Source organism: uncultured Jatrophihabitans sp. (assembly GCF_964251945.1).
Taxonomy (GTDB): domain Bacteria; phylum Actinomycetota; class Actinomycetes; order Mycobacteriales; family Jatrophihabitantaceae; genus Jatrophihabitans.
The window spans coordinates 90,171-113,945 of record NZ_CAXULP010000005.1 but is presented as its reverse complement, the minus strand read 5'-3'; the positions used below and the strand labels follow the sequence as shown (position 1 = coordinate 113,945).

At 71.3% G+C, this 23,775-nt stretch carries 22 protein-coding genes; 12 read left to right on the top strand and 10 right to left on the bottom strand.

The genetic code is table 11. The annotated features are described in order from the left end of the window. Positions 1 to 64 precede the first annotated feature (64 nt). Genes ACFFBG_RS12055 through ACFFBG_RS12045 form a run of 3 tightly spaced genes read left to right on the top strand, consistent with a single transcriptional unit; the run spans position 65 to position 2,883 of the window. A complete protein-coding gene (locus tag ACFFBG_RS12055) occupies positions 65 to 1,483 on the top strand; it encodes a purine-cytosine permease family protein (protein WP_375478958.1) in 1,419 nt (472 codons plus the stop codon). Continuing rightward, positions 1,480 to 1,932 (top strand): nucleoside deaminase, encoded by a 453-nt coding sequence (locus tag ACFFBG_RS12050; RefSeq protein ID WP_375478956.1) that lies wholly within the window; start codon positions 1,480 to 1,482, stop codon positions 1,930 to 1,932. The genes ACFFBG_RS12055 and ACFFBG_RS12050 overlap by 4 nt, the downstream gene beginning before the upstream one ends. Next, positions 1,933 to 2,883 (top strand): isopenicillin N synthase family dioxygenase, encoded by a 951-nt coding sequence (locus ACFFBG_RS12045; protein WP_375478954.1) that lies wholly within the window; start codon positions 1,933 to 1,935, stop codon positions 2,881 to 2,883. A gap of 6 nt (positions 2,884 to 2,889) precedes the next feature. Here ACFFBG_RS12045 and ACFFBG_RS12040 read toward each other — a convergent pair whose 3' ends face one another. Next, positions 2,890 to 3,882, bottom strand: a complete 993-nt coding sequence (locus tag ACFFBG_RS12040) for an LLM class flavin-dependent oxidoreductase (RefSeq protein ID WP_375478952.1) — start codon at positions 3,880 to 3,882, stop codon at positions 2,890 to 2,892. 219 nt (positions 3,883 to 4,101) lie between these two features. Here ACFFBG_RS12040 and ACFFBG_RS12035 point away from each other — a divergent pair, with 219 nt between their 5' ends. Next, entirely contained in the window at positions 4,102 to 5,676 is a 1,575-nt protein-coding gene (locus ACFFBG_RS12035; RefSeq protein WP_375478950.1) for an MDR family MFS transporter, read from the top strand. Next, positions 5,673 to 6,902: an MFS transporter gene (locus ACFFBG_RS12030; RefSeq protein ID WP_375478948.1), complete on the top strand. Its 1,230-nt coding sequence runs from the start codon at positions 5,673 to 5,675 to the stop codon at positions 6,900 to 6,902. Before ACFFBG_RS12035 ends, ACFFBG_RS12030 begins: the two co-directional genes overlap by 4 nt. Positions 6,903 to 6,912: 10 nt before the next feature. On the opposite strand, the gene ACFFBG_RS12025 is transcribed toward ACFFBG_RS12030, so the two are convergent. Genes ACFFBG_RS12025 through ACFFBG_RS12015 form a run of 3 tightly spaced genes read right to left on the bottom strand, consistent with a single transcriptional unit; the run spans position 6,913 to position 10,335 of the window. After that, positions 6,913 to 7,617, bottom strand: coding sequence for a lysostaphin resistance A-like protein (locus ACFFBG_RS12025; protein ID WP_375479235.1), 705 nt, complete (start codon positions 7,615 to 7,617; stop codon positions 6,913 to 6,915). Between the two features lie 35 nt (positions 7,618 to 7,652). Next, complete coding sequence (locus ACFFBG_RS12020; RefSeq protein ID WP_375478946.1) at positions 7,653 to 8,552, bottom strand: NAD(P)H-binding protein; 900 nt, start codon at positions 8,550 to 8,552, stop codon at positions 7,653 to 7,655. Between the two features lie 31 nt (positions 8,553 to 8,583). Beyond that, positions 8,584 to 10,335, bottom strand: a complete 1,752-nt coding sequence (locus tag ACFFBG_RS12015) for an NAD-binding protein (RefSeq protein ID WP_375478944.1) — start codon at positions 10,333 to 10,335, stop codon at positions 8,584 to 8,586. Between the two features lie 100 nt (positions 10,336 to 10,435). Here ACFFBG_RS12015 and ACFFBG_RS12010 point away from each other — a divergent pair, with 100 nt between their 5' ends. Beyond that, entirely contained in the window at positions 10,436 to 11,659 is a 1,224-nt protein-coding gene (locus ACFFBG_RS12010; RefSeq protein WP_375478942.1) for an acyl-CoA dehydrogenase family protein, read from the top strand. A gap of 57 nt (positions 11,660 to 11,716) precedes the next feature. Continuing rightward, positions 11,717 to 11,974, top strand: coding sequence for a hypothetical protein (locus tag ACFFBG_RS12005; protein ID WP_375478940.1), 258 nt, complete (start codon positions 11,717 to 11,719; stop codon positions 11,972 to 11,974). Here the strand turns inward: ACFFBG_RS12005 and ACFFBG_RS12000 are convergent. The 4 genes from ACFFBG_RS12000 to ACFFBG_RS11985 form a co-directional block, all read right to left on the bottom strand. After that, positions 11,950 to 12,414 (bottom strand): rhodanese-like domain-containing protein, encoded by a 465-nt coding sequence (locus ACFFBG_RS12000; protein WP_375478938.1) that lies wholly within the window; start codon positions 12,412 to 12,414, stop codon positions 11,950 to 11,952. The two genes, ACFFBG_RS12005 and ACFFBG_RS12000, sit on opposite strands and share 25 nt — an antisense overlap. Next, positions 12,411 to 12,938 (bottom strand): cysteine dioxygenase family protein, encoded by a 528-nt coding sequence (locus tag ACFFBG_RS11995; protein ID WP_375478936.1) that lies wholly within the window; start codon positions 12,936 to 12,938, stop codon positions 12,411 to 12,413. Before ACFFBG_RS11995 ends, ACFFBG_RS12000 begins: the two co-directional genes overlap by 4 nt. A 149-nt stretch (positions 12,939 to 13,087) precedes the next feature. Continuing rightward, positions 13,088 to 13,954, bottom strand: coding sequence for a serine/threonine-protein kinase (locus tag ACFFBG_RS11990; protein WP_375478934.1), 867 nt, complete (start codon positions 13,952 to 13,954; stop codon positions 13,088 to 13,090). Positions 13,955 to 14,088: 134 nt separating this feature from the next. Next, complete coding sequence (locus tag ACFFBG_RS11985) at positions 14,089 to 14,538, bottom strand: universal stress protein (protein ID WP_375478932.1); 450 nt, start codon at positions 14,536 to 14,538, stop codon at positions 14,089 to 14,091. 107 nt (positions 14,539 to 14,645) lie between these two features. Between ACFFBG_RS11985 and ACFFBG_RS11980 the strand changes: the two genes are divergently transcribed. From ACFFBG_RS11980 to lat, 3 genes are all read left to right on the top strand, one after another. Further along, positions 14,646 to 15,368 (top strand): PP2C family protein-serine/threonine phosphatase, encoded by a 723-nt coding sequence (locus ACFFBG_RS11980; protein WP_375478930.1) that lies wholly within the window; start codon positions 14,646 to 14,648, stop codon positions 15,366 to 15,368. A 140-nt stretch (positions 15,369 to 15,508) separates the two neighbouring features. After that, positions 15,509 to 16,009: an Lrp/AsnC family transcriptional regulator gene (locus tag ACFFBG_RS11975; RefSeq protein WP_375478928.1), complete on the top strand. Its 501-nt coding sequence runs from the start codon at positions 15,509 to 15,511 to the stop codon at positions 16,007 to 16,009. Positions 16,010 to 16,100: 91 nt separating this feature from the next. Continuing rightward, complete coding sequence (gene lat / locus ACFFBG_RS11970; protein WP_375478926.1) at positions 16,101 to 17,462, top strand: L-lysine 6-transaminase; 1,362 nt, start codon at positions 16,101 to 16,103, stop codon at positions 17,460 to 17,462. 18 nt (positions 17,463 to 17,480) lie between these two features. On the opposite strand, the gene ACFFBG_RS11965 is transcribed toward lat, so the two are convergent. Then, positions 17,481 to 19,673, bottom strand: a complete 2,193-nt coding sequence (locus tag ACFFBG_RS11965; RefSeq protein WP_375478924.1) for a thiamine pyrophosphate-dependent enzyme — start codon at positions 19,671 to 19,673, stop codon at positions 17,481 to 17,483. A 54-nt stretch (positions 19,674 to 19,727) separates the two neighbouring features. Between ACFFBG_RS11965 and ACFFBG_RS11960 the strand changes: the two genes are divergently transcribed. Further along, positions 19,728 to 20,213: a MarR family winged helix-turn-helix transcriptional regulator gene (locus tag ACFFBG_RS11960; RefSeq protein ID WP_375478922.1), complete on the top strand. Its 486-nt coding sequence runs from the start codon at positions 19,728 to 19,730 to the stop codon at positions 20,211 to 20,213. Beyond that, positions 20,201 to 21,640 carry an MFS transporter gene (locus tag ACFFBG_RS11955; RefSeq protein ID WP_375478920.1) on the top strand — a complete coding sequence of 480 codons (1,440 nt, stop codon included), beginning with the start codon at positions 20,201 to 20,203 and terminating at the stop codon, positions 21,638 to 21,640. The genes ACFFBG_RS11960 and ACFFBG_RS11955 overlap by 13 nt, the downstream gene beginning before the upstream one ends. Before the next feature lie 185 nt (positions 21,641 to 21,825). Here the strand turns inward: ACFFBG_RS11955 and ACFFBG_RS11950 are convergent, their stop codons facing one another. After that, positions 21,826 to 23,667, bottom strand: a complete 1,842-nt coding sequence (locus tag ACFFBG_RS11950; protein WP_375478918.1) for a fibronectin type III domain-containing protein — start codon at positions 23,665 to 23,667, stop codon at positions 21,826 to 21,828. Positions 23,668 to 23,775: the final 108 nt, after the last annotated feature.

The following is a 23,775-nucleotide window of genomic DNA, read 5'->3' as shown; positions in this document are numbered from 1 at the left end:
ACTCTGCCACCGATGATTCGTAACGTGCTTGACACGTTGCACAGGCAGGTTGTGCGTCATGTCGATGACCATGCCTGTTCTCGAGGACCCGACGCGGCACTACGGCAGCAAGGTGGCCGCCGTCGAGCCCGGGGGCACCGACTACATCCCGATCGTCGAGCGGCACGGTTCGCCGCTGCAGCTGCTGTGGACTTGGACCTCGCCGAACATGGAGTTCGCGACGGTCGGCGTCGGGATTCTCGGCCCGCTGTACTTCGGGCTGTCGTTCTGGGAGTCGTTCCTCGCGATCATCCTCGGCACCGCGGTCGGCGCCGGCGCGCAGGGCGTGCTGTCCACCTGGGGCCCCAGGCACGGCGTGCCGCAGATGGTGCTCAGCCGCAGCGGCTTCGGCTTCCTGGGCAACATCTTGCCGGCCGGGCTCAACACCGTGGTCGCGGGCGTCGGCTGGTTCGCGGTCAACAGCATCAGCGGCGCGCTGGCGCTGCACGCGCTGGTCAGCGGCTTGCCCAAGGCGCTGTGCCTGGTGCTCGTCGTGCTGGCCGAGCTGTTGGTCGCGTTCTTCGGCCACAACCTGGTGCAGGCCTTCGAGCGCTACGCGTTCCCGGTGCTGACGGTCATCTTCGTCATCGTCAGCATCTGGGTGTTGACGAAGGCGCACCCGGGTGGCGGCCACAAGACGATCCCCGGCGGGTTCCTGATCATGCTGGGCGCGACCTTCGGCTACGCGGCCGGCTGGAACCCTTACGCCGCCGACTACACCCGCTACCTCCCGCCGAACGTCAAACCGGGGTCGGTCGCGCTGTGGTCCGGTTTGGGCGTGTTCGGCTCCTGCGTGCTGCTGGAGACGGCCGGCGCGGCGGTCGTGACTGCCGGCAAGACGGCCTTCGACCCCTCGTCGTTCACCGACCTGGTGCCCACCTGGCTCGGCAAGCTGACGCTCGTGGCGGTCGTGCTCGGCGCGATCTCGGCGAACGCGCTGAACATGTACTCCGGGTCGATCTCGTTCATGGCCATCGGCGTGAAGCTGCCGACTCAGGGCGCACGGGCCGCGGTGGCCCTCGTGCTCAGCCTGATCGGCCTCGCGGTCGCCTTTCCCGGCATCAAGAACGCCGGCGCCAACTATGAGGCCTTCCTGCTGATCATCTCGTACTGGATCGGGCCCTGGCTCGGCGTCGTGCTGCTCGATCGGCTGCTGCGCCGGGGCACCGGCATCCAGGCGCTGATTGGCGACCGGCGCTATCAGAACTGGGCCGGCCCGATCGCCATGCTCGTCGGCGGCGTGGTCTCGATCTGGCTTTTCTCGAACCAGACGAAGTACGTCGGCGTGCTCGTGAAGCACGTCCCGGCCCTGGGCGACCTGACCTTCGAGGTCGGCTTCCTTTTCGCCGCGGTCCTGTACGGAGTGTTGTTCACCGTGTTGCGCCCGCAGCTCGGGCCGCCGCACGAGGAGATCGCCGTACCGCCGGAGCTCTTGGCGCGGTGAGCGCGGACGACGAAGCCGCCTGGCTGGCGATCGCCGTCGAGGAGGCGCGCGCCGGCTTGGCGGAAGGCGGCGTGCCGATCGGCGGGGCGTTGATCGGTCCGGACGGCGCGGTGCTGGGCCGCGGCCGCAACCGCCGGGTGCAGGACGGCGACCCGTCCATGCACGGCGAGACCGCGGCCTTCAAAGCGGCGGGCCGGCAGCCGTCCTACCGGGGCACGACGATGGTCACCACGCTGTCGCCGTGCTGGTACTGCAGCGGGCTGATCCGGCAGTTCGGCATCTCGCGCGTGGTGATCGGCGAGGCCCGGACGTTCGTCGGCGGCCACGACTGGCTGGCCGAGAACGGCGTCGAGGTCGTGCTGCTCGACGATCCCGGCTGCCTGCAGATGATGACCGACTTCATTGCCGCATACCCAGAGGTATGGAACGAGGACATCGGAGTCGAGTAGATGGCACACGTACCGGTTGTCGACATGCGTCCCTGGCTGGACGGGACGGATCGCGCCGGCGTCGCGGCGCAAGTGGACGCGGCGCTGATCGACGTCGGGTTCTTCCTGGTCACCGGGCACGGGGTCGACCTCGACGCCCGCGCCCGGCTGCGTGCCGCTGCGCGGGAGTTCTTCGCGCTGCCGGCGGCTGCCAAGACGCCCTATGCGGTGACCGTCGCCGGCCGCGGCTGGCTGCCGCCGGGTGTCGAGGCCAACGGCTACGCCGAGGGCGCCGAGACGCCGCCCGACCTCAAGGAGTCCTTCTCGGTCGGCGCCGACGACGCGACGAGCCCGCTCGACGGCTACTGGTTCCAGCGCAACGTCTATCCGAGCGAGGTGCCGGCGCTCGAGCCGGCGGTGACGGCCTACCTGGCGACGATGAAGGCGCTCGCCGACGAGCTGCTCAGGCTGTGCGCCGCCGCGCTGGCGCTGCCGGCGGACTTCTTCACCGCGCACACCGCACGCGCCACGCACACGTTGAACCTCAACTGGTACCCGCCGATGGGCGTCGTCGGCGCGCCCGCCGACGGGCAGTACCGGATCGGCCCGCACACCGACTTCGGCACGGTGACGGTGCTGGATCGCGAGCCCGGCCGCGGCGGGCTGCAGGTGTGGACGGCGGCCGACGGCTGGCAGGACGCGCCGTACGTCGAGAACTCGTTCACGATCAACGCCGGCGACCTGCTCGCCCGGTGGAGCGGCGACCGGTGGAAGTCCAACCGGCACCGGGTGCTGCCGCCGCAGGCCGACTCGCCGGACGAGGACCTCCTCTCGCTCGTCTACTTCTACGAGGCGGACGCCGACACGGTCGTCGAGGCGCTGACGCCGCCGATCGGCCGGCCGAACAGCCATCCGCCGGTGCGCGCCGCCGACTTCCTGCGCGAGCGGCTGGACGCCATCACCGTCGGCTGAGGCGATTCAGCGGGCTGCGGCGAGATTGGTCTCGAGCGCCAGCAGCTCGGCCGAGCGCAGCCGCTGCTCGATCGACGGCGACTGCAGCGCCACGATCAGCTCGTCCGCGCCGGTGCGTTCGGCGAAGCCGGCGACGAACTCGCGCACGTCGTCCGGCCGGCCGACGGCCGAGTAGGTGACCATCTGCTGGATCTGCAGACCCTCCGGCGCGGCGAGCACCGCGTCGGCCTGCTCGTCGGTGAGCCGAACCCCGGGCCGTGCGAAGGCGCGGACCCGAGCGCGCTTGGCCTGCTGGAACTGCTGCGCGGCGTCCTCGGCGGTGTCGGCGGCGATGACGTTGAGGGCGGCGAGCAGGTAGGGCCGATCGAGTTGCTCGGACGGCCGGAAGTTCGCGCGGTAGGTCTCGATCGCCGCGTTCAGCGCGGCCGGCGCGAAGTGCGACGCGAACGCGAACGGCAGGCCGAACACCGCCGCGAGCTGAGCGCCGAACAAGGACGAGCCAAGGATGTGCAGCGGCACCCGGGTGCCCCGCCCGGGATAGGCGTAGACGCCTGGCACCCGGGTCTCGTCGCCGAGATAGGCCTGCAGTTCGAGCACGTCGTCGGGGAAGCGGTCCGCGGCCGTGTCGTCGCGGCGCAGCGCGTACATGGTGTTGCGATCTGAGCCGGGCGCCCGCCCGAGCGCGAGGTCGATGCGCCCGGGGTGCAGCTCGGCCAGCGTGCCGAACTGCTCGGCGATCACGAGCGGGGAGTGGTTAGGCAGCATCACGCCGCCCGCGCCGAGCCGGATCGTCGAGGTGTGGGCGGCGATGTGCGCGATCAGCACGCTCGTCGCGGACGAGGCGATGCGGGCCATGTTGTGGTGCTCGGCGTACCAGATGCGTCGGTAGCCGGCGTCCTCGGCGAGCCGGGCGAGCGCGACGCTGCCGGCGAAGCTGTCCGCGACCGGCTCACCGGCGCGCACCGGCGCGAGGTCGACGAGGGACAGCGGGACGGACATGCGGCTCCTCGAAGACGGTGTGCAGGAACAACCCCGGGGCGCCGCCCGGACATTCCGCAACCGCGACCCACATCTCTTCTGCTTCCCACACGCATCGGTTGAAGTCGATCACTGAAATCGACCACGCCGGGTGGGAAGGCGGGTCCGACAGGCGGGTCGACAGCGGCGGCGGGCGGGCCTCGGTCTCGGCCGCGGCGCGCTGGCGCGACAATAGCTCTCGTGACCCGTTCCGCGGTCGGGCTGCGCTCTGAGCGCGGACCCCTCCTTCTCGCGCTGCTGCTGTCGCTGGCCCTGGTCGCGCTGGACTCCACCATCATCGCCACGGCCGTGCCGTCGATCGTGTCGAGCATCGGCGGGTTCGCGCAGTTCCCGTGGCTGTTCTCGATCTACCTGCTGGCGCAGGCGGTGACCGTGCCCGTCTACGGCAAGCTCGCCGACCTGTTCGGCCGCAAGCCGGTGATCCTCTTCGGCATCGCCGCGTTCCTGGCCGGCTCCGTGGCGGCCGGCCTCGCCTGGAGCATGACGGCGCTGATCGTGTTCCGAGCCGTCCAGGGCTTCGGCGCGGGTGCGATCCAGCCGATGACGATGACGATCGTCGGCGACATCTACAGCGTCGAGGAGCGCGCCAAGGTGCAGGGCTACCTCGCCAGCGTGTGGGGCATCGCCGCCGTCGTCGGGCCGACCCTCGGCGGCATCTTCTCCGAGTACGTGTCCTGGCGATGGATTTTCTTCGTCAACATCCCGGTCTGCCTGCTCGCCGGCTGGATGATCGCCACGAAGTTCAAGGAGAAGGTGAGTCGGGGCAAGCCGCGCATCGACTATCGCGGCGCTGCGCTGATGGTCGCCGGGTTGAGTCTGGTCATCCTCGGGCTGCTCGAAGGCGGTCAGGCCTGGTCGTGGTCGTCGCCCACCAGCGTCGCCGTGCTCGGCGTGGGCGCGGCGCTGCTGGTGGTGTTCGTGCTGGCCGAACGCCGCGTCGCCGAGCCGATGGTGCCGCTGTGGGTGTTCCGTCGCCGGCTGCTCGCGACGACCAGTCTCGTCGCGTTCGGCGTCGGCGCGGTGGTGCTCGGGCTCACCAGCTACGTGCCGACGTTCGTGCAGGACGTGCTGGGGCACGGTCCGCTCGTCGCCGGGTTCGCGCTGGCGACCCTCACGGTCGGCTGGCCGCTGACCGCGTCGTTCGCCGGCCGGCTCTACACCCGCGTCGGCGTCCGGGCGTGCGGGTTGATCGGCGGCGCGCTGGTCATCGCCGGCGCCGCCATGCTGCTGCTGCTCGGCCGGTCGTCCTCGGTCGTAGAGGTGGGCGCCTTCTGCTTCGTGATCGGCGCCGGCCTGGGCATCGTGGCCGCGCCGACGCTGATCGCCGCGCAGTCGACTGTCGAGTGGCACGAACGTGGCGTCGTCACCGGGATGAACATGTTCGCCCGCTCGCTCGGCAGCGCGCTCGGGGTCGCGGCGTTCGGCGCCGTCGCCAACAGCCTGCTGGGCTCGTCGGCGGGTTCGGCGCACCACGACCCGGCGCGGCTGAACCACGCCGTGCACTACGTCTTCCTCGCCGTGCTGGCGATGGCCGTGCTGATGACGATCGCGGTCCGGCTGATGCCGCGCGTCCGGCTCGGCGGACCGCCGGCGACTGCGACGCCGGGGGCTGCCCCGCCGGAGGCTGCTGCGACGCCGGAGGCTGCTGCGACGCCGGAGGCTGCCGCGACATCGGGGGCGCAGGCGGGGGAGCGCGCGCTGGCGGTCCCGGCGCGGCCGGCAGGCGTCCCCGCCGCTTCGCCCGGCGACAGGTGACCGCCGCCGAGGTCCCGCCAAAGCCGGCCGAGGGCCGCAGCCTGCAGCTGATCACGACCGTCCTCGCCATTGCGTGCGGGTTGACCGTCGCGAACGTGTACTACGCGCAGCCGCTGTTGTCGTTGCTGTCGAAGTCCTTCCACGTGAGTGAGGGCTCGGCCACGGTCGTTGTCACGCTCACCCAGATCGGCTACGCGCTCGGGCTGTTGCTGCTGCTGCCGGTCGGCGATTTGGTCGAGAACCGGATGCTCGTCGTGCGCACGCTGGTCGTCACCGCGCTCGCACTGGTCGCGGCCGGGGCGTCGCCAGTTTTCGGGGTTTTCGCCGCGGTGTCGGTCGTCGTCGGCGTGACATCGGTGGTGGCGCAGATTCTGGTGCCGCTGGCTGCGCACCTCGCGCCGCAGGGCCACGAGGGCCGCTACGTCGGACGCGTCATGAGCGGACTGCTGCTCGGCATCCTGCTGGCGCGGACGCTGTCGAGCCTGGTCGCCGAGGCGCTTGGATGGCGGGCCGTCTTCTTCATCTCGGCCGGGCTGATGGCGGTGCTCGGACTGGTGCTGCGGAGCATGTTGCCCGCGCGACGCCCGGACCATACCCAGGGGTATCGCAGCCTGCTCGCGACCGTCGTCGAGCTGGCGCGCACCGAACCAGTGCTGCGCCGGCTCGCGCTGTGCCAGGCGACGATGTTCGGGGCGTTCAGCGCCTACTGGACCGCCATCGCCTATGAGTTGGTCGACCGGCACGGCTTCAGCCAGGACGAGATCGGCCTGTTCGCCCTCGTCGGCGCCGCCGGCGCGGCAGCCGCGCCGGTCGGCGGAATGCTGGCCGACCGCGGCTACGGCAGGATCGCCCGCGCGGGCGCGTTCGTGCTCGCCGCCGGCGCGATGGCCCTCGCCGGGCTAGGCGCGTCCAGCGTCGTGCTGCTCGCCGTCGGCGGCGTCGCGCTCGACTTCGCCGTCCAGTGCCATCAGGTGATGAGCCAGCAGGTCATCTACGCGCTGCGGCCGGCCGCGCGGGCCCGGATCAACACCGTCTACATGACGACCGTCTTCGTCGGCGGCGCGATCTCCTCCGCAGCGGCGGGCGCGCTGCATGACGCCTACGGGTGGTCCGGGGTGATGGTGTACGCGGCGGCGCTGCCCGTCGGCGGACTGCTGCTGTGGGCGACCGGCCGGACGACTGCGCCAGCCGGGTCCGATCACCGCGCTGGCGAGCCCGCCCGGTGATCGCCGGCGGCTATTTGTCGATGATCGGCGGCAACGCGAGGATCAGGATTGTCGACCAGATGACGTGCGTCAGCATCGAGGCGAGGATGCCGCCGGACGCGCGGCGCTGCAGGGCGAACAGCGTGCCCATCAACAGCGCGGCGAACACCAGCATCGGGTTCTGGGTGGCGATCGTGACCAGCGTGTAGATGACCGTCGAGATGAGCACGGGGTGGCGTCGGCCGATCGCGGCGAACAGCGCGCCGCGGAAGAACACCTCTTCGGCGATGCCGTTCGCGAGGGCCAGCACGGTGACGATCGCGAGGTTGCCCTGCGTCGCGTGCGCCAGCACGTGCGAGGTGAAGACCCGAAGCGGCTCGATCTCGCGCACGATCAGCGCGCCGACGACGAAGACCGCGCCGGCAGCCAAGCCCAAAGCGATCGGCGTGACGATCGGGCGCCGCAACGCGCCGCGGAACGGGATGTAGCCGAGGTGCAGCGGCCCGGACAGCAAGCCGCCGATAACCCAGACGACCGCGACTGCGGCGGTGATCGGGTAGAACGCGGCGTCGCCGGGGTCGGTGGCGAGCGAGAAGCCGAGCAGGGTGGTGCCCACCGCGATCGTGACGGCCGAGACGATCCGGCGCCGCCGGAACGCGCTGTCGGGCTGGTGGTGGTCGCGCGGAACCTGCTCGATCAACGCGTGCTCGACCAGTCGCTGCACCCGGCCGACCACGCCGCCGCGAACCCGGCCGTCGACTGTCGAGTTCGTCACTCGGCAGCCGCCTTTCGGTCGGCCAGCGCCTGCCGGACGGCGTCGTCGTAACCCAAGGTCGAGCCCGGGACGATCTTCTCGATGGACCGGTCGTGCACGACGACTTCGTTGATCATCGAGTCGACCAGGTTCCGCGCGGTGGCGAGGTCGACGTCGGTGACCAACGCCAGCCAGGCCGAGGACAGCCGTGGCGACAGCAGCGGGACGTTGACCGTCGGCAGCCGGCGTTTGCCCTGCACCTTCGCCGCGCGCCGCAGCATGGCGAGGTAGCTGAGCACCTCGGGGCCGCCGACCTCGAACGTCTTGCCGATCGCGTCCGGATGGTCGAGCACGCCGACCAGGTAGCGGACGACGTCGACCAACGCGATCGGCTGGGTGCGGGTCTTCACCCAGCGGGGTGTCAGCATCGCCGGCAGATGGTCGACGAGCTGCCGGGTGATCTCCCAGGAGATGCCGCCGTGCCCGATGACGACTGCCGCGCGCAGCGTGGTGACTGGCACGCCGGCCTCGCCGAGCAGCGTCTCGACTTCGCGGCGGGAGCGCAGATGTGGCGAGAGGTTCTCGTCGTCTGCGCCCAGTCCGCCCAGGTAGATGATCTGCCGGACCTCCGCCGCGGCGGCTGCCGCGCCGAAGTTGCGCGCCGCCTGCGCGTCTTTGTCCTCGAAATCGGCGGAGTCGAGCGAGTGGACGAAGTAGTAGGCGGCGTGCGTGCCGGCGAGCGCGGCGTCCAACGAGGCGCGGTCCTCGACGTCGCCGGCCACCGGGGTGCCCGCGCCGTCGTATCGCTCCGGGTGGCGGGTCATCGCCCGCACGTCGTGGCCGTCCTGCGCCAGCGCCGTGCACACGTGCGAGCCGACGAAGCCGGACGCGCCCGTGACCAACACCGTTGCCGCCATGTGCTGAAGCCTTCCCCAACGCAGCGCCGGGCTATGCCACGGCCCCCCGCGCGTCACGTCGCAGCACCTGCAGCAGCTCCTCATACGGGCCGACGAGGTAGGCCTGGTCGCCGCCGGCGAAGCGGGTGTCCCGTCTAGGCGGGTATTCCAGCCGCGCGCCGCCGGCCCGGCTGATCGCGATGACCCGGATCCGCGCGGACAGCTCGGACATCGTCTTCCCGTTCAGCCCGCCCTCCGGCGCGACGGTCAGCACGCCCATCAGCATCGGCAGGTCGTCGATGTAGAACGTGGTGCGGATGTCCAGGCCGAGGGCGGCGCCGACGAACCAGGGGGCGGCCAGCGCGGCGGTCGAGCGGACGAAGTGGAAGTCGAAGCTCGTCTCGATCGTCTCGGCGAGGTCGCGGTCGAACACCCGCAGCACCACCGGCACCTCGGTTCGCCGCTCGCCGAGCATGTCGTCCACCCCGAGCCCGGTCTCGATGTTGGCCAGGTCGCTGCTCGTCAGGACGGCCACTGCCCGCGCGCGCTGCAGGTTCACCGCGTCCAGGCTGGCCGGAACCGTCGAGTCGCCGAACACGATCGGCACGCCGAGCGCGCGGGCGCGGGCCAGGAAGCGGTTGTCCTCGTCGCGCTCGAGCACGACGACTGGTTGGTGCGCGGCGATGAGGTGCTCGAGCACCCGCAGACCGACCGAGCCGAGGCCGACCACGATGACGTGGTTGGTCATCCGGGTCGCGAGCTGGCGGCCGAGTGATTGCGCGATCCGCCGGCTGACGAGCAGGTTGGTCAACATGGCGTAGACGACGGTCACCAACGTCGCGCCGAGGATCATCAGGGCGATCGCCCAGATCCGCAGCCAGGTCGACTGGTTGCCGAAGTAGAAGTCGCCGAAACCCACTGTCGTCAGCGTCTCGGTCGTGAAGTAGGCGGCGTCGAGCGTGCTCATGTGCCCGCCTTGGACGGTGCGGTAGCCGATTCGCAGCAGCACGATCGACCACACCGCGACGACCAGCAGCGCGGTCAGCGTCATCCGCAGCTGGCGTTCCGAGGATGCGACGAAGCTGCTGATGTAGCGGCGCAGCAGGCTCGGCCGGTGTCGCCGACGGACGCGGACTGGCGGCTCGTCGGTCTCGAGCAGACCACGGGCGGCGAGGTCGTCGGACGTGCTGATCACGAAGACCCGGTCGCCGACCTGCACCGCCAGATCACGTCCGGGGCACACGACCAGCTCGCTGCCGTCGGCCGGCACCACCGCCACCGGGGCCAGGTCGTCGAACAGCGTGCGCAAGGTCCCGGCGCGCCGGGCCTGGATCTCGCGCAGCACGAAGGGCTCGCCGCCGATGGACAGCGGCCGGCTGCGCAGGTCGATGCACGCCTCGGCCAGCGTGGGGGCGGCGATGCTCGCGACGTCGAGCACGCTGGCCGGCCCGGTCACCCGGCCGACGGCGCGGCCGACGGCCTCGTTGCCCAGCTGGACGACGATCCGCAGGTCTGCGCGCAACCGTTGGGCCAGCAACGCGATCTCGAGGTTGACGAGGTCGGAGTCGTCGATGCAGATGAGCGCGGCGGCGCCGGCCAGCCCGGCGGCCTCGAGCTCGGTCGCGCGACGTCCGCTGGCCGCCAGGTGCACAGCGCCGAGCCGGTCGGCGAGGCGCACCAGCCGCGGCTCGGCGTCGTCGTCGACGACCACGACCCGCTCGCCGGCGATGCGCAGCTGCTCCACGATGCGCATGCCGACGTCCTGCAGGCCGCAGACCACGACGTGCCCGCGCCACTCTGTCATCGGCGGCAGGGTCCTCGGCGGCGCGCCCTCGTCCGTCACCGCGGCATCCTCGCAAGGGGCGCGTTTCGCCCTCGTTTCCGCCGTCCGCCATGCTCCTTCAGTGACGTCCGCGCAGCATGCCGACGAACCCGCCCTCCTGCCCGCGCCGCCGCCTGAGCTACCGGCGCCCTACCGCACCGACGCACGGCTCGCCATGCAGCAGGAGGCGCGCCGGTTCACCGCCGAGCAAGTCAAGCCGATCGCCGACGAGTACGACCCGGACAAGCGCGAGATGCCGCGCAGCCTGCTCGACGAGCTGGGCGCGCGAGGCTACTTCGGCATCATGATCGACCGCGCGCACGGCGGGCTCGGCGGCGGCGTTTTCGAGTACACGATGATCGCCGAAGAGCTGGCCCGCGGCTGGCTGAGCGTCGCCAGCATCATCGCCCGCGGGCAGGGCCTCGGCACGGAGTTTCCCGACGACGCCAAGCGTGCGGAGCTCCTGCGCCGCAGCGCCCGCGGCCGCTGGATCGGGGCCGCGGGGTTCAGCGAGCCCGACGCCGGCTCCGACCTCGCCGCCGTCAGCACCCGCGCGGAGCTCGACGGCGACAGCTACGTCATCACCGGCCACAAGCGCTGGATCGGCAACGCCAAGGCCGCCGACTTCATCCAGCTGCTCTGCCGCACCAGCGACCCGGAGCCGGGAGAGAAGCGCTCGGCCGGGCTGGCCACGATCATCCTGGAGAAAGAACGCGACGCGTTCCCGCCGGGGCTCACCGGCACGCCGATCGACAAGATCGGCTACCACGGGTTCCTGACCTGGGATCTCGTCTTCGACGGCGTGCGGGCGCCGGCGGCTAACCTCGTCACCGATTCCGGCGCGTTCCGCGACACCCAGAAATGGTTGAACATCGCCCGGGTGCACACGGCGGCGCGAGCGGTTGGGCTGGCCCGCGCCGCGGTCGAGGACTCGGTGCTCTACCTGCAGGAACGCGAGCAGTTCGGCCACCCGATCGGCGACTTCCAGGCGCTGCGGTTCACCCTCGCGTCGATGGCCGCGCGCGTCGAGCAGGCCCGCGCGTTCTACCGGCAGGTGGCGCACCTGCTCGACTGCGGCCAACCGTGCGAGCGCGAGTCGGCGATGGCCAAGCTCGTCGCCACCGAGATGGCCGTCGATGTCACCGGCGACGCCATGCAGCTGCACGGCGGCAACGGCTACACCACCGAGCGGCAGGTCGAGCGCTACTGGCGCGACGCCCGACTGACCACGATCTTCGAGGGCACCAGCCAGATCCAGCAGAAGATCATCGCGGATTCGCTGCTGCCGCGCAGCCCGCTGAGTTGACCTCGAGCTGACGGCGCTGACTTGAGCTGACGGCGCCGGTTCGGGCAGGGTGGGCGAATGGCTCTCCTGTCCACCGGCAAGCTCGGTCTCGTCCTGGCCGCCACCGGCGCCGCGCACTTCGCCGCGCCCGAGGCGTTCGAGAACATCACCCGTCAGGTGTTTCCGGACGACACCCGCACGTGGGTCTATCGCAACGGCTTCACCGAGACCGCGCTGGGTGTCGCGACGATGCTGCCGCTGACCCGCAAGTTCGGCCTGGCCGGCCTGCTCGGCTATGCCGGGTGGTTGGGCTACCGGGCGGTCGGCTCGTCCTGACGCAGGCGGTCGGTGCGGCTCGGCGAATGCACTCCGCGCCCTGGCCCGCTGGGCTGCGTACCTCCTGGCACGGACGGCAGGCCGGCGCGCCGCCACGACGCGAAGCCGCCGACGACGTCGGTCGCCGGCACGCCGATCGAGTTGAGCGCGTCCGCGGCGAGCGAGGACGTGTAGCCCTCCGCGCAGATGACGATCCAGCGCTGCCCCGGAACGGCCTCGTCCACCCGCGCCGCGCAGGCCGGGTCCAACCGCCACTCCAGGTGGTTGCGCTCGACGATCAGCGCGCCTGGCACTTCGCCTTCCTCACGCCGCTGCCATTCCGGCCGGATGTCGACCAGTCGTGCGCCTGCGCTGACCGCCTGCCCGACGTCGCCCGGCTCGAGCCGCGCGAGCCGCGACCGCGCGTCGGCCAGGAGTTCCTCGACTGAGCCGTAGGTCACGACGCGGCCAGCGGCCGCGCTGTCTGCTGACGCGCCGGGGGCGCGAACTCGGGCTCCGGGTCCTCGGTGGCCAGCGAGGTGATCGTCTCCAGCTTGCCGTCGGCGAGGTCGTAGTAGGTCATGGTCGTCAGCGGCGGCGAATACGCGTGCACGCTGACCGCAGGGGCGTCGGAGACGTTGCGCACGTCGTGAACGTAATGCGCGCCGAAGCCGACGCTGTTGCCCGCCGTCCGCTCGTGTTCGCGCAGCAGCCCGCCGCCGGCGACCGCCTCGGTGAGCGTCCCGGACAGCACGGTGAACGAGCCCGCCGAGCCGCCATGGTCGTGCAACTGCGTGCCCTGGGTCGGCAACCAGCTGATCAACCAGATGTCGACGCGACGGTCGCGGTAGATGCGCTGATGCCAGCGCTCGTCTTCGTCGTACTCGACGAACGGGTACTGGCCGCCAGCGACTTCGTCGGCGTAGAAGCGAGTGAATTCGATGAGTTGCAGGGGGCCGAAGAACAGGCTCTGTGCGCGGCGCAACGGGGCTCCAGGTGCTCGGGACGGCGGGGGCGGAGGTGTCAGTGGCTTTGACACGCCGCGGGTCGCCCGAGGTGGATCACGGCGCAAGCATGCCGCACAAAGCAGGCGTTGTCTAGTTGCCGACTAGACAACGCGCTGGACGTCGCGGGTCAGGCCCCGGCCATCCGGGTGCGACGCCAGCCCTCGCGGGCTTCGATGCGGCCGAGCTCCTCGGCCAGCCAAGCCGGCGTGGGCGGGCGCTTCGACGGCTCGGGCGACATCGCCCAGGTCAACAGGTCGGACAGTTCGAGCGGGACGCCGGGCGCGACGATCGGTCGAACCGGGTTGCTGAGCATGCGGACGATCACTGCAGCGGCGGACTCGCCGGCGTACGCGCGAAACGCGGCCCGACCGGCGATGAGTTCGTACAGCGTCGAGGCCAGGCCGTAGACGTCGCTGGCTGGCGAGGGCGCTTCGCCTTCGAGCAGCTCCGGCGCCGTGTGGGGGGTGGTGATGTGCAGCGGCGCGTACCCGGTGCCGCTGCCCACCGTGACTGCCTCGTCGAAGCCGGCGATCACCGGCTCGCCCCACTCGGTCAGCAGGATGTTGGCCGGCCGGATGTCGCAGTGCAGCGCGCCGAACTGGTGCACGACCTCCACCGCGCCGGCCACCTTGATGCCGAGCGCGATCGCGTCTGGCAACGGGAAGCTGTTGTCGCGGTGCAGCAGATCCTCTGCCGAGTACGCGCAGCGCTCGAGCAACAGCGCGGGCCGGCCGTCATGCAGCGTCAGCGCTTGGTACATCGTGACGACGTTGGGGTGGGTGCCGGTGGCGGCGAGGATCGCGGCCTCGTAGCGCAGCTGGTCGTGCACCCAGTGGGCCGCGCTGTCGTCGGGGACTTTGAGGACGACGGACCGGTTCGCCTGCGGCTCGTGGGCCTCGTAGAGGCAGAAGCGTGTGCCCGCGCGCAGCAGGCGGGCGTCGGCGAACCGCGCGTCGAGGCCGGACCCCGACCACAAGCGCGCTGCCAACGCCATTTCGGCCTCCCGCCTCGAGCTCGCCGGCTGCGAACCCGCGCGCCGACCCCCGCCGACGTGCCGCCAGCCTACCTCACATGAGCTTTACCTAAGTGCATCTCGCTCTGGGAGTGTCGGCGGCCGCGTTCGGCCGATCATGGCACGACAGTGATCGGCCACACCGCGTCCTTGACAAGCCTGCCGGCCAGCGAGCCGACGAATCGCCGGCCCGACTGCGTCGACGCGCCGACCACGACGGCGTCCACCCGCAGCTCCGCGGCGACGGCGATCAGCTCGGTGTACGGGTTGCCACGGCGCAGCACGAACTCCGCGTCGATGGCGTTGCGCTTCATGCCGTGGTCCACCAGTTGCCGCAACTCTCGCGCGATGTCGTCCTGCGTCTGCAGCATCGCGCCGGCCGTCGCGGGGAACTGCGCGGCTGCTCCGCCCGTCGACTGGACGTAGACCGTGATGAGATGCGAGCCCTGCCGCCTGGCCAGCCCGGCCGCGTAGGCGGCCGCGCGCAGCGAAGTCTCTGTGCCGTCGACGCCCACGAGGATACGGGTGGGGCCGTCCGTGCCCAACTCGAAGCCCTTGTTGTCCACGCCGGGGATTCTGCCCTGGGTATCGTCCGGGGCAGCGGGGCGCGCAACGCGCCGCATCGAGCGGACGGCCCGCGGCGAGACGATCGAGACGATCGAGACGAGGTGGCATGACGAGCTTCGCCGCCGCCGCGCGCACCGATCGCGGCCGCGTCCGGGCCAGCAACGAGGACAGCGTGGTCGTCACCGACCGGCTCGCCGCCGTCGCCGACGGCCTCGGCGGCCATGCTGCCGGCGAGGTCGCGAGCGGCATCGCCGTCGAGCGGATGCGGGTGCTCGGCGAGCAGCCGCGGGTGGCGCCCGAGGACGTGCTGAGCGCCGTGGTCGAGGCAAACCGGCTGATCGTCGAGTCGGCGGCCCGCAACCTCGGTCAGGCGGGCATGGGCACGACGTTATGCGGCGTCGCGCTGGGCCAGGTCGGGGAGACCGACCAGTGCGTGGTCTTCAATGTGGGCGATTCGCGGGTCTACAACGTCCGCGACGGCGCGCTCGTCCAGCTGAGCGTCGACCACTCCGAGGTCGAGGAGTTGCGCGCGGCCGGGCAGCTCAGCGCCGAGGCGGCCGCCCGGTATCCGCGGCGCAACGTGATCACCCGCTGCCTGGGCAGCGATCCGAGCCCGACGCCGGATCTCTGGGTGTTCCCGCCGACCGACGGCGAGCGCTTCCTGGTCTGCTCCGACGGGCTGACCGGCGAGGTCGACGACGCCGCGATCGCGCAGTTGCTGCGCCAGCACGCCGAGCCCGAGCCTGCGGCGCACGCCCTGGTCGACGCCGCGCTCGCGGCCGGCGGCCGGGACAACATCGCCGTCGTCGTCGTCAACGTGTCGAGCTGATCGAGGCGGCGGCGGCCGCGTCGATCACGTCTTCCGGTCTGCGGGCCGCCGGACGAGGGCAATCGCGGCCGCAGGACCGGAAAACGCGATCGATTCGACGCCACGCCCCGGCCAGGGTGACCCGCCGCTACCTTGAGGCAATGCCTGGCGCCGACGACACCGGCCGGGTGGTCGCTCCCGCCGGGCTCACCGATCCGACGGATCTGCAGATCGTGACCGCGCTCGTCGCCGACGGCCGCAGCACGCTTAAGACGCTGGCCGGCGTCACCGGGCTGTCCGTGTCGGCGGTGCAGGCGCGGGTGCGCCGGCTCGAGGCGGCCGGCGTCGTCCGCGGCTACACCGCGCTGCTCGACCCCGAGGCCATCGGTCTGCCGCTCGCCGCGCTGATCGCGATCACCCCGCTCGATCCGGGCCAGCCCGACGACGCCCCGGAAGCGCTGGCCGACCTGCCAGAGATCGAGGCCTGCCATTCGGTGGCCGGCGACGACGCGTACGTGCTGTTCGTCCGGGTCGCCTCGCCCACCGAACTCGAAGAGCTCATCCGCGAGATCCGCCGCCGCGCGCACGTCTCGACCCGCACGACGGTTGTGTTGCAGACGTTCTTCGAACGCCGGGCAGCGCCGCGGCCAAAGACCAGTTGAGCGGACGAATCAGCGTGTTGACCCGCCTCAACCGGAATATTTCCGGTGAATAAGGCTGACCGACGCAAGAATGCCTAGTATCGTCGCGGACATGACTGCGTCGACCACGGACCCCCAGACCCTCCCCGCCGCCGATGTGCCCGCCGCCGATGTGCCCGCTGCTGATGTGACTGCCGCTGACGTCCACGCCATGATCGGCGCGCACATGCTCGCCGACGGCTATGACCTCGTGCTAGACCTCGAGGCATCGCATGGGTCGACGCTCGTCGACGCCCGCGACGGCGGCGAATACCTCGATCTGTTCACCTTCTTCGCATCGTCGGCCCTGGGCATGAACCACCCGGCGCTGACCAGCGCCGCGGCGCGCGCCGAACTCGCCGCCGCCGCGGTCAACAAGCCCAGCAACTCCGACGTCTACACCGTGCCCATGGCGCGCTTCGTCGACACGTTCGCCCGGGTGCTGGGCGACCCCCGCCTGCCGCACCTGTTCTTCATCGACGGCGGCGCGCTCGCCGTCGAGAACGCGCTCAAGGTCGCCTTCGACTGGAAGAGTCGTTGGAACGAGGCGCACGGCATCGATCCCGCGCTCGGCACCAAGGTGCTGCACCTGGCGAAGGCGTTCCACGGTCGCACCGGGTACACGATGAGCCTCACCAACACCGATCCGAACAAGGTCGCGCGGTTCCCGAAATTCGACTGGCCGCGCATTCCGTCGCCATCGGTGAATGGCAACGCCGACGTCGAGGCGGCGGAGCGCGAGACGCTCGCCGCCGCGCGGCGGGCGTTCGAGGCCAACCCGCACGACATCGCCTGCTTCATCGCCGAGCCCATCCAGGGCGAGGGCGGTGACAACCATTTCCGGCCGGAGTTCCTGCAGGGCATGCAGGCCCTGTGCCGGGAGTTCGACGCGCTGTTCGTCATGGACGAGGTGCAGACCGGCGTCGGGATGACCGGCACCACCTGGGCCTATCAGCAGCTCGGCGTCGAGCCGGACGTCGTCGCGTTCGGCAAGAAGGCGCAGGTCTGCGGGATCATGGCCGGCGGACGGGTCGACGAAGTTGCCGACAACGTCTTCGCGGTGTCCTCGCGGATCAACTCCACCTGGGGCGGCAATCTGACCGATATGGTCCGCGCCCGGCTGATTCTCGAGACGATCGAGCGGGACGCCTTGATCGAGCGCGCCGCCTCGATCGGCGCGCACCTGCAGCAGCAGCTGCGATCCTTGGCGCGCCGGCATCCGGTGGTCACCGAGGTCCGCGGCCGTGGGCTGATGTGCGCGTTCACGCTGCCGTCGGCGCACATCCGCGACGACCTCGTCGCCCGGCTGCGCGATGACGAGCGGGTGCTGGTGCTGGGCGCGGGTGAGCGCAGCCTGCGGGTGCGTCCCGCGCTCACCATCACCCTGGACGAGCTGGACCGTGGCCTCGCCGCGCTGGACCGGGCCCTGCCGTAGTCCCCTGACACCGGCGAGTCAGCGCGCGAGCAGCACCCGCGCGGCCCGCTCGATCTCGGCCTCGCCGAGCAGAACCAGGTTCGCGGCGTCGCCCAGCGGGACGAAGCTGTCCCGGCTCGCCACCCGGGCCAGCCGCCGTGACGGGTAGCCCGCCTCCACCAGCATCGCCAGCACGCCCTCGCCGACGCCGCCGCTGTGCCGCGTCTCGTCGGCCACCAGCACCCGCGTCGTGCCGGACACCGCCTCGAACAGGTTCGCGAAGCGCAGCGGCGTGATCCAGCGCAGGTCGACGACCTGCGCGGCGACGCCTTCGTCGACCAGCCGCTGGGCGACTCGCAGGCTCATCCGCACGCCGTTGCCAAAGGTGAGGATGGTGAGGTCGCTGCCGTTCGTGCCGAGGTCGTGGACGCGCGGCTCGCCGATCGGCGTGACGGCGTCGGGGGAGTACTCGCCCAGCCAGCCGCGGTCGCCGTCGGCATGCAGGTCGCGCTCGTGGTACAGCGCGATGGGCTCCAGGAACACGCCGACCTGGCCCGTCTCGGCGGCGGCGGCCAGCAGGCTGCGCAGCATCGGGGCGGCGTCCTCGGGCCGCGCCGGCACGCCGACCACCAGCCCGGGGACGTCACGCAGCACCGCCACGGCGTTGTCGTTGTGGAAGTGGCCGCCGAAGCCCTTCTGGTAGGCCAAGCCGGCGATCCGCACGACCATCGGGTTGGTGAACGCGCCGTTGGAGAAGAACCGCAGGCTGGCCGCCTCGCCGCGCAGCTGGTCCTCGGCATTGTGCAGGTAGGCGAGGTACTGGATCTCCGGCACCGGCAGCATGCCGCTGAGGCCGAGGCCGAGGCCGAAGCCGAGGATCGACTGCTCGTCGAGCAGCGTGTCGAACACCCGGGCGGCGCCGAAGCGCTGCTGCAGCCCGCGGGTGAGTCCGTACACGCCGCCCTTGCGCCCGACGTCCTCGCCGAACACCAGCATCGACGGCCGGGTGAGCATCGCGTCCGTCAAGGCGGCGTTGATCGCCTGCGCGAGCGTCAGGCGGCCGGCCCGCTCGGGCGGCTTGCCGTCGAAGGCCTCGGCCCGCGTGCTCGCAGCGGCAGGCTGCGTCGAGCGGACCGTGCCGCCCCGCGGCGCGAGCGGCGCCATGACCTCGCCGGCATCGGCCAAGGTCGGCGTGTCGGCGAGCTCGACGGTCAGCTTCTCGACCCGCTCGCAGATCTCGGCGTAGCGGTCGGCCAGCCCGGGCGCGCCGAGGCGCCTGGCAAGAGCGACCAACGGGTCCCGCTCGGCGTCGGCCAGCAGCTCGACGGAGCTGCGATACGCGGTCTCGAGATCGGACCCGGCGTGGCCGAGGTAGCGCACGGTGCGCAGGTGCACCAGCACGGGCGTCCGCTTGCGGCGCGCCTGTTCGGCGGCTTCCTCGGCTGCGGACCGCACCGCGTCCGGGTCGTCGCCGTCCGCCGCGAGGTACGCGACTCCCGGACGCTGGGCGGCCGAGGCCACCCAGCCCCGCGGCGTCGGCACCGAGATGCCCAGGCCGTTGTCCTCGCAGACGAAGACGACGGGCAGCGGCAGGCCCTGCGCCACCGCGTAGCCCGCCGCGTTGAGCGCGCCCGCGGCAGTGGAGTGGTTGATGCTCGCGTCGCCGAACGAGCACACGGTCACCGCGTCACGTGGCCAGCGCGACGGCAGGCCGAGCCGGCGTGCCCGGCCGATCGCCAGCGCGACGCCCAGCGCGCGCGGCAGGTGCGAGGCGATCGTCGACGTCTGCGGGATAATTGCCAGCGAGGCGTCGCCGAAGACCTTGTGCCGCCCGCCGGAGGCCGGATCCGCGGTGCCGGCGAGCATCCCGAGCAGCACCGCGCGCAAGGCGTCGTCCAGCGAGCGGCCGGCCTGCAGCGCCCGGGCGAGGAAGAACGCGCCGGAGCGGTAGTGCAGCAGCGCCGGATCGGTTGGCCGCAGCGCGGCGGCGACGAACGCGTTCGACTCGTGCCCGGCCGAGCTGATCGTGTAATGGCCGATGCCGCGATCGCGCAGCCGGCGGGCGCAGATGTCGAGCGCCCGGCTGCCGGCCATCGCGTCGAACAGCGGCAGCAGGACGCTGCTGGCCGAGTCCGCCGAGGCCCGCGGCGCGTCGTGGTCGAGGTCGTGGAGCGCGGCCCGGACGCGCCGGTCGAGGTCGTCGTGCGGAGAGGTGGCGCCGGCGCGGGTCACGCGCCAGATAATGCCAGACGCGGGTTGTGCATAAGGACGTTATATATTGCCGCTATGGGAAAACCGCTGCGCCAAAGTGACGTCGAGTCGCTGGCGTCCGGCATCGACCGCTTGGCGAACTCGCTTCGCCGCGAAGCGCCCGCGCGGGTCAGCATCTCGACGATCAGCGCCCTGGACCGGCTTCGCCTGGAGGGCCCGTTGCGGGTGTCCGAACTCGCCGCCCGCGAGCTCATGACGCAGCCGGGTGTCACGATCCTGATCAACCGGCTCGCCGAGGCGGGGTATGCCGTCCGGGTGCCCGATCCCACGGACGGCCGTGCCACCCTGGTTCGGATCACCGATGCCGGACTGGCTGTGCTGGCCGAGCGGCATGCGGCGCGCACTCGCGTGCTGCGCCAGCGGCTCGCCCGGCTGAGCGACGACGACCGGGAACTGCTCACCGCGGCGCTGCCGGCCGTCGAGCGGCTGGCCTCGTCGGCGCCCGCCGCCCCGGGCGCCTCCGGCGGCCCGCCGACGCCACGAGCGCCATGCCTGAGCTGAGTCCGCGCCGCCGCCTGCTCATCCTGGCGATCTGCTGCCTGAGCCTGTTGATCGTCGGCATGGACGCGACGATCGTGAACGTCGCGCTGAGCGCGATCCACCACGACCTGCACGCGTCGCTGCCCGACCTGCAGTGGACGATCGACGCCTACACGGTGGTGATCGCGAGCCTGCTGATGCTGGCCGGCTCCACCGCCGACCGCGTCGGGCGCAAGCGCACGTTCCTGACCGGCCTGGTCGTCTTCACGCTCGGCTCGCTGCTGTGCAGCCTGGCGCCCAGCCTGGGCTACCTCGTCGGCTTCCGTGCCGTGCAGGCGATCGGTGGCTCGATGCTCAACCCCGTCGCGCTGTCGATCATCACCAACATCTTCACCGAACCGCGCGAACGCGCGCGGGCCATCGGCCTGTGGGGCGGCGTCGTGGGACTCAGCCTCGGCCTCGGCCCGGTGGTGGGCGGCGCGCTGATCGACTCCGTCGGCTGGCGCGCGGTGTTCTGGGTGAACATCCCGGTCGGCGCAGTCGCATTCGTCCTCGCCGCCCTCTTCGTCCCTGAGTCCCGCGCGCCGCGGGCCCGTCGGCCCGACCCGGTCGGGCAGCTGTTCGTCATCCTGATCCTGGCCGGGACGACCTTCGGGATCATCGAGTCGCCACGGGTCGGCTGGTCGTCGGCGCAGACGATCGCCTCGCTGGCCGTCGCGCTGATCGCGCTCGTCGCCCTGCTGTATTACGAGCCACGCCGCGCTGACCCGCTGCTCGACCTGCGCTTCTTCTCCAGCGCGCCGTTCTCCGGAGCTGCGGTGATCGCGGTCTGCGCGTTCGGCGCCTTCGCCGGTTTCCTGTTCCTGATCACCCTGTACCTGCAGCAGGTGCGGCAGCTGAGCGCGCTCGCTGCCGGCGCGTGTCTGCTGCCGCTCGCCGCGGCGGCGATGATCGGCGCGCCGACGAGCGGCCGGGTGGTCGGCGCACGCGGTCCGCGGCTGCCACTGGCCTTCGCCGGCGCGATGCTGACCGCCGGCGGCCTGCTGCTGGCGCGGACGACCGCACACGAGTCCTACGGCGTGCTGATCGCGTGCATGCTCGTGTTCGGGCTCGGGTTCGCCGCGGTGAACGCACCGATCACGAACACCGCCGTGTCTGGCATGCCGCGCGAGCAGGCCGGGGTGGCGGCGGCGGTCGCCTCGACGAGCCGGCAGGTCGGCACCGCCCTCGGCGTCGCGGTGGTCGGCACGGTGCTGGCCAGCGGCGGCGCGACATCGCTGGGCACCGGATTCGTCGACGCCGCGCGGGTTGGCTGGTACGTGGTCGCCGGCTGCGGTTTCGCGGTGCTGGTGCTCGGCCTGCTGACCACCGGCCCGAGAGCCAGGGCATCGGCCGCGCGCACTGCCCGGCGCGTTGCCGAGCCGGCGCCGCTCGCGCGGGTCGGCTGACCCGCCAGCCCGGGTTGTCGGCAACGCCGGTTTGACCGGTGCCGAACCGCCCCGCATGAACGCGGCAGTGACGGGCGCACGAAGCGGGCTTGGCGCCTGACGAACCGCGTGGCCCCGCATCTCGTCTCGGACCGCGCAAAGGGCGGGCACCCGGTGGAGTGCCCGCCCTGGTCCTGCGCGTCGGGTCAGGTGCCGGTGATCGTGCGGACGGCCGTCACCGCCGCGGTGCCGTGGTAGGCCGCGGCGGGGACGTTCACGGTCCACTCGTACTTGCCGGACTGCACGGGCTCGGTCAGCGTCGCCTTGCCGGTCGCCCCGGCCGTGAGCTGCTTGGAGAGCTTCCAGGCCGTGGTGCCAGCCTTGCGGTATGAGAGGTTGAGCATCCGGCCCGCGCCGGGCGTGATGGTGATGGTGTTGCTGAGCTGCGAGCCGGTCTTGGCGGTCTTGCTGGTGCTGTCGAACCCGGCGATGGCTGTCTTGGCGACGAGCATGCGGGCCGAGGTCGCCTGCTCGGCGTACGAGCCGTTCGCCAGGGCGTGCAGTCGCCACATGGTGTACCCGGCGCCGAGCTTGATCGCGACGGTGAGCTGGCCGGTGGAATCGGTGTGGGCCGTCGAGTAAACCGTCCACGGCAGACCAGTTTGGTGGTACTGGATCTCGACCGGACGTCCGGCCGCGCCGTCCACGTGCACCTTGGCGGTGACCGTGGCGCCGAGCGGCTTCGTGACGGTGTCGGTCGGCCAGTTGTAGATCGTCGTCGTCTGGGCCGCCGTGGTGAAGGTTGCCCGGCTGGCGAGGGCGGTCAGTCCGTTGCCCAACACGCGGCTGACCACAAAGTCGTACGTCGTGGCCGGCTTCAGGTTTTCCATCGGGAATTCATGCTCGTCAACGTCGAGGAAACCCATGCTGTTCCAGGTGTTCGTGCCCTGCGCGCGCCATTGCACCTGGCTGGCGGACGGTCCGCCGACGGCTGGGAACGCGGTCGGGTTCCAGGACACGGTTGCCTCGGTGGGGAATTCGCCGGCCTCGATCGTCACGCCCAGGGTTGCCGGGCCGCTGGCGTCGGACTTGACGGGGACGTCCGGCACCACGTGCGTGAAGGAGGCGATGCCGGTGACCCAGTAGCGCATGTTGGCCACGTAACCGAGGGGGTCGTAGCCGGGCGACACGGCGTAGAGCGGGGTAGTGGCCGAACCGGTGGCGGTGGGCGCGAGCGGGTCGGCGATCGTGGTTCTGGTGTAGGCCTCGTCGAAGTTGGACTGGGTCCATTTCTCGTAGTAGGACGGGGAGTCCGGGACCCACCTGTCCATGTTGGTGTCGAAGTAGCCCCAGTAGTCGTCGTCGGCTGCGGCTGTCTGCGCCTCGATCGTGGGCCCCACCGTCCCGTGGCACGGCGTCTTCTGGAACAGCGGGATCTCCTGACCGTCGCTCAGCTCGATCTCGTGGTCCGGGTCCGAGTTCAATGGGCTGAGCGCGTGGTCGCCGGCCGTCGCGTAATCGTTCCAAGTGTCGTCGTTGCCGCACCGGCTGCGGCCCTCGAAGTCGCCGGCGCCGATGCTGTCGCCGTCCTTGATGACGTGGAACTTGTTGTAGGTGACCGATGCGTAGCGGATCAGCGTGGCGAAGCCGCCTGCGCGCATCCACGTCGAGCCGCCGGTGTCGGTGGCGTAGATCAAATAGCGGTAGGCCTTGCCCTGCGTGAAGCGGCTGGCGTCATTGACCGGCAGGTCGTAGCTCGAGCCCCAGCTGTTGTCATCCTTGACGAGGTAGGGCTTGGTGCCGTCATCGTCTGTGACGATGACCTTGACCCGCGACAGCGCTGAGGTGTCGAAGTCGAATCGCACTCCCTCGGGGGTTCCGCCGACAGTCAGGTTGGTGATGCAGTTGGTCTGGCAGGCGGTGCTCGCGGATGCGGCGGCGCTCGCGGACGCGGCGCCAGCGCCGACGCCGGCCCCGGCCAGGAGGGCGCCGGTCGTGATGGCGAGCGCGGTGGCCGTGCCGAGCGTCCGCTTGATGACGATGTGCATGAGGTGTTCCTTCGTCGATGGGTGTCGGTTGACTTCGGAACTGTGCGCCGGCGGCCTTGCACGCTCTTTGACGCGGCCGCCGCCGGGGCCGGCCGGCGAGTGCAAGGA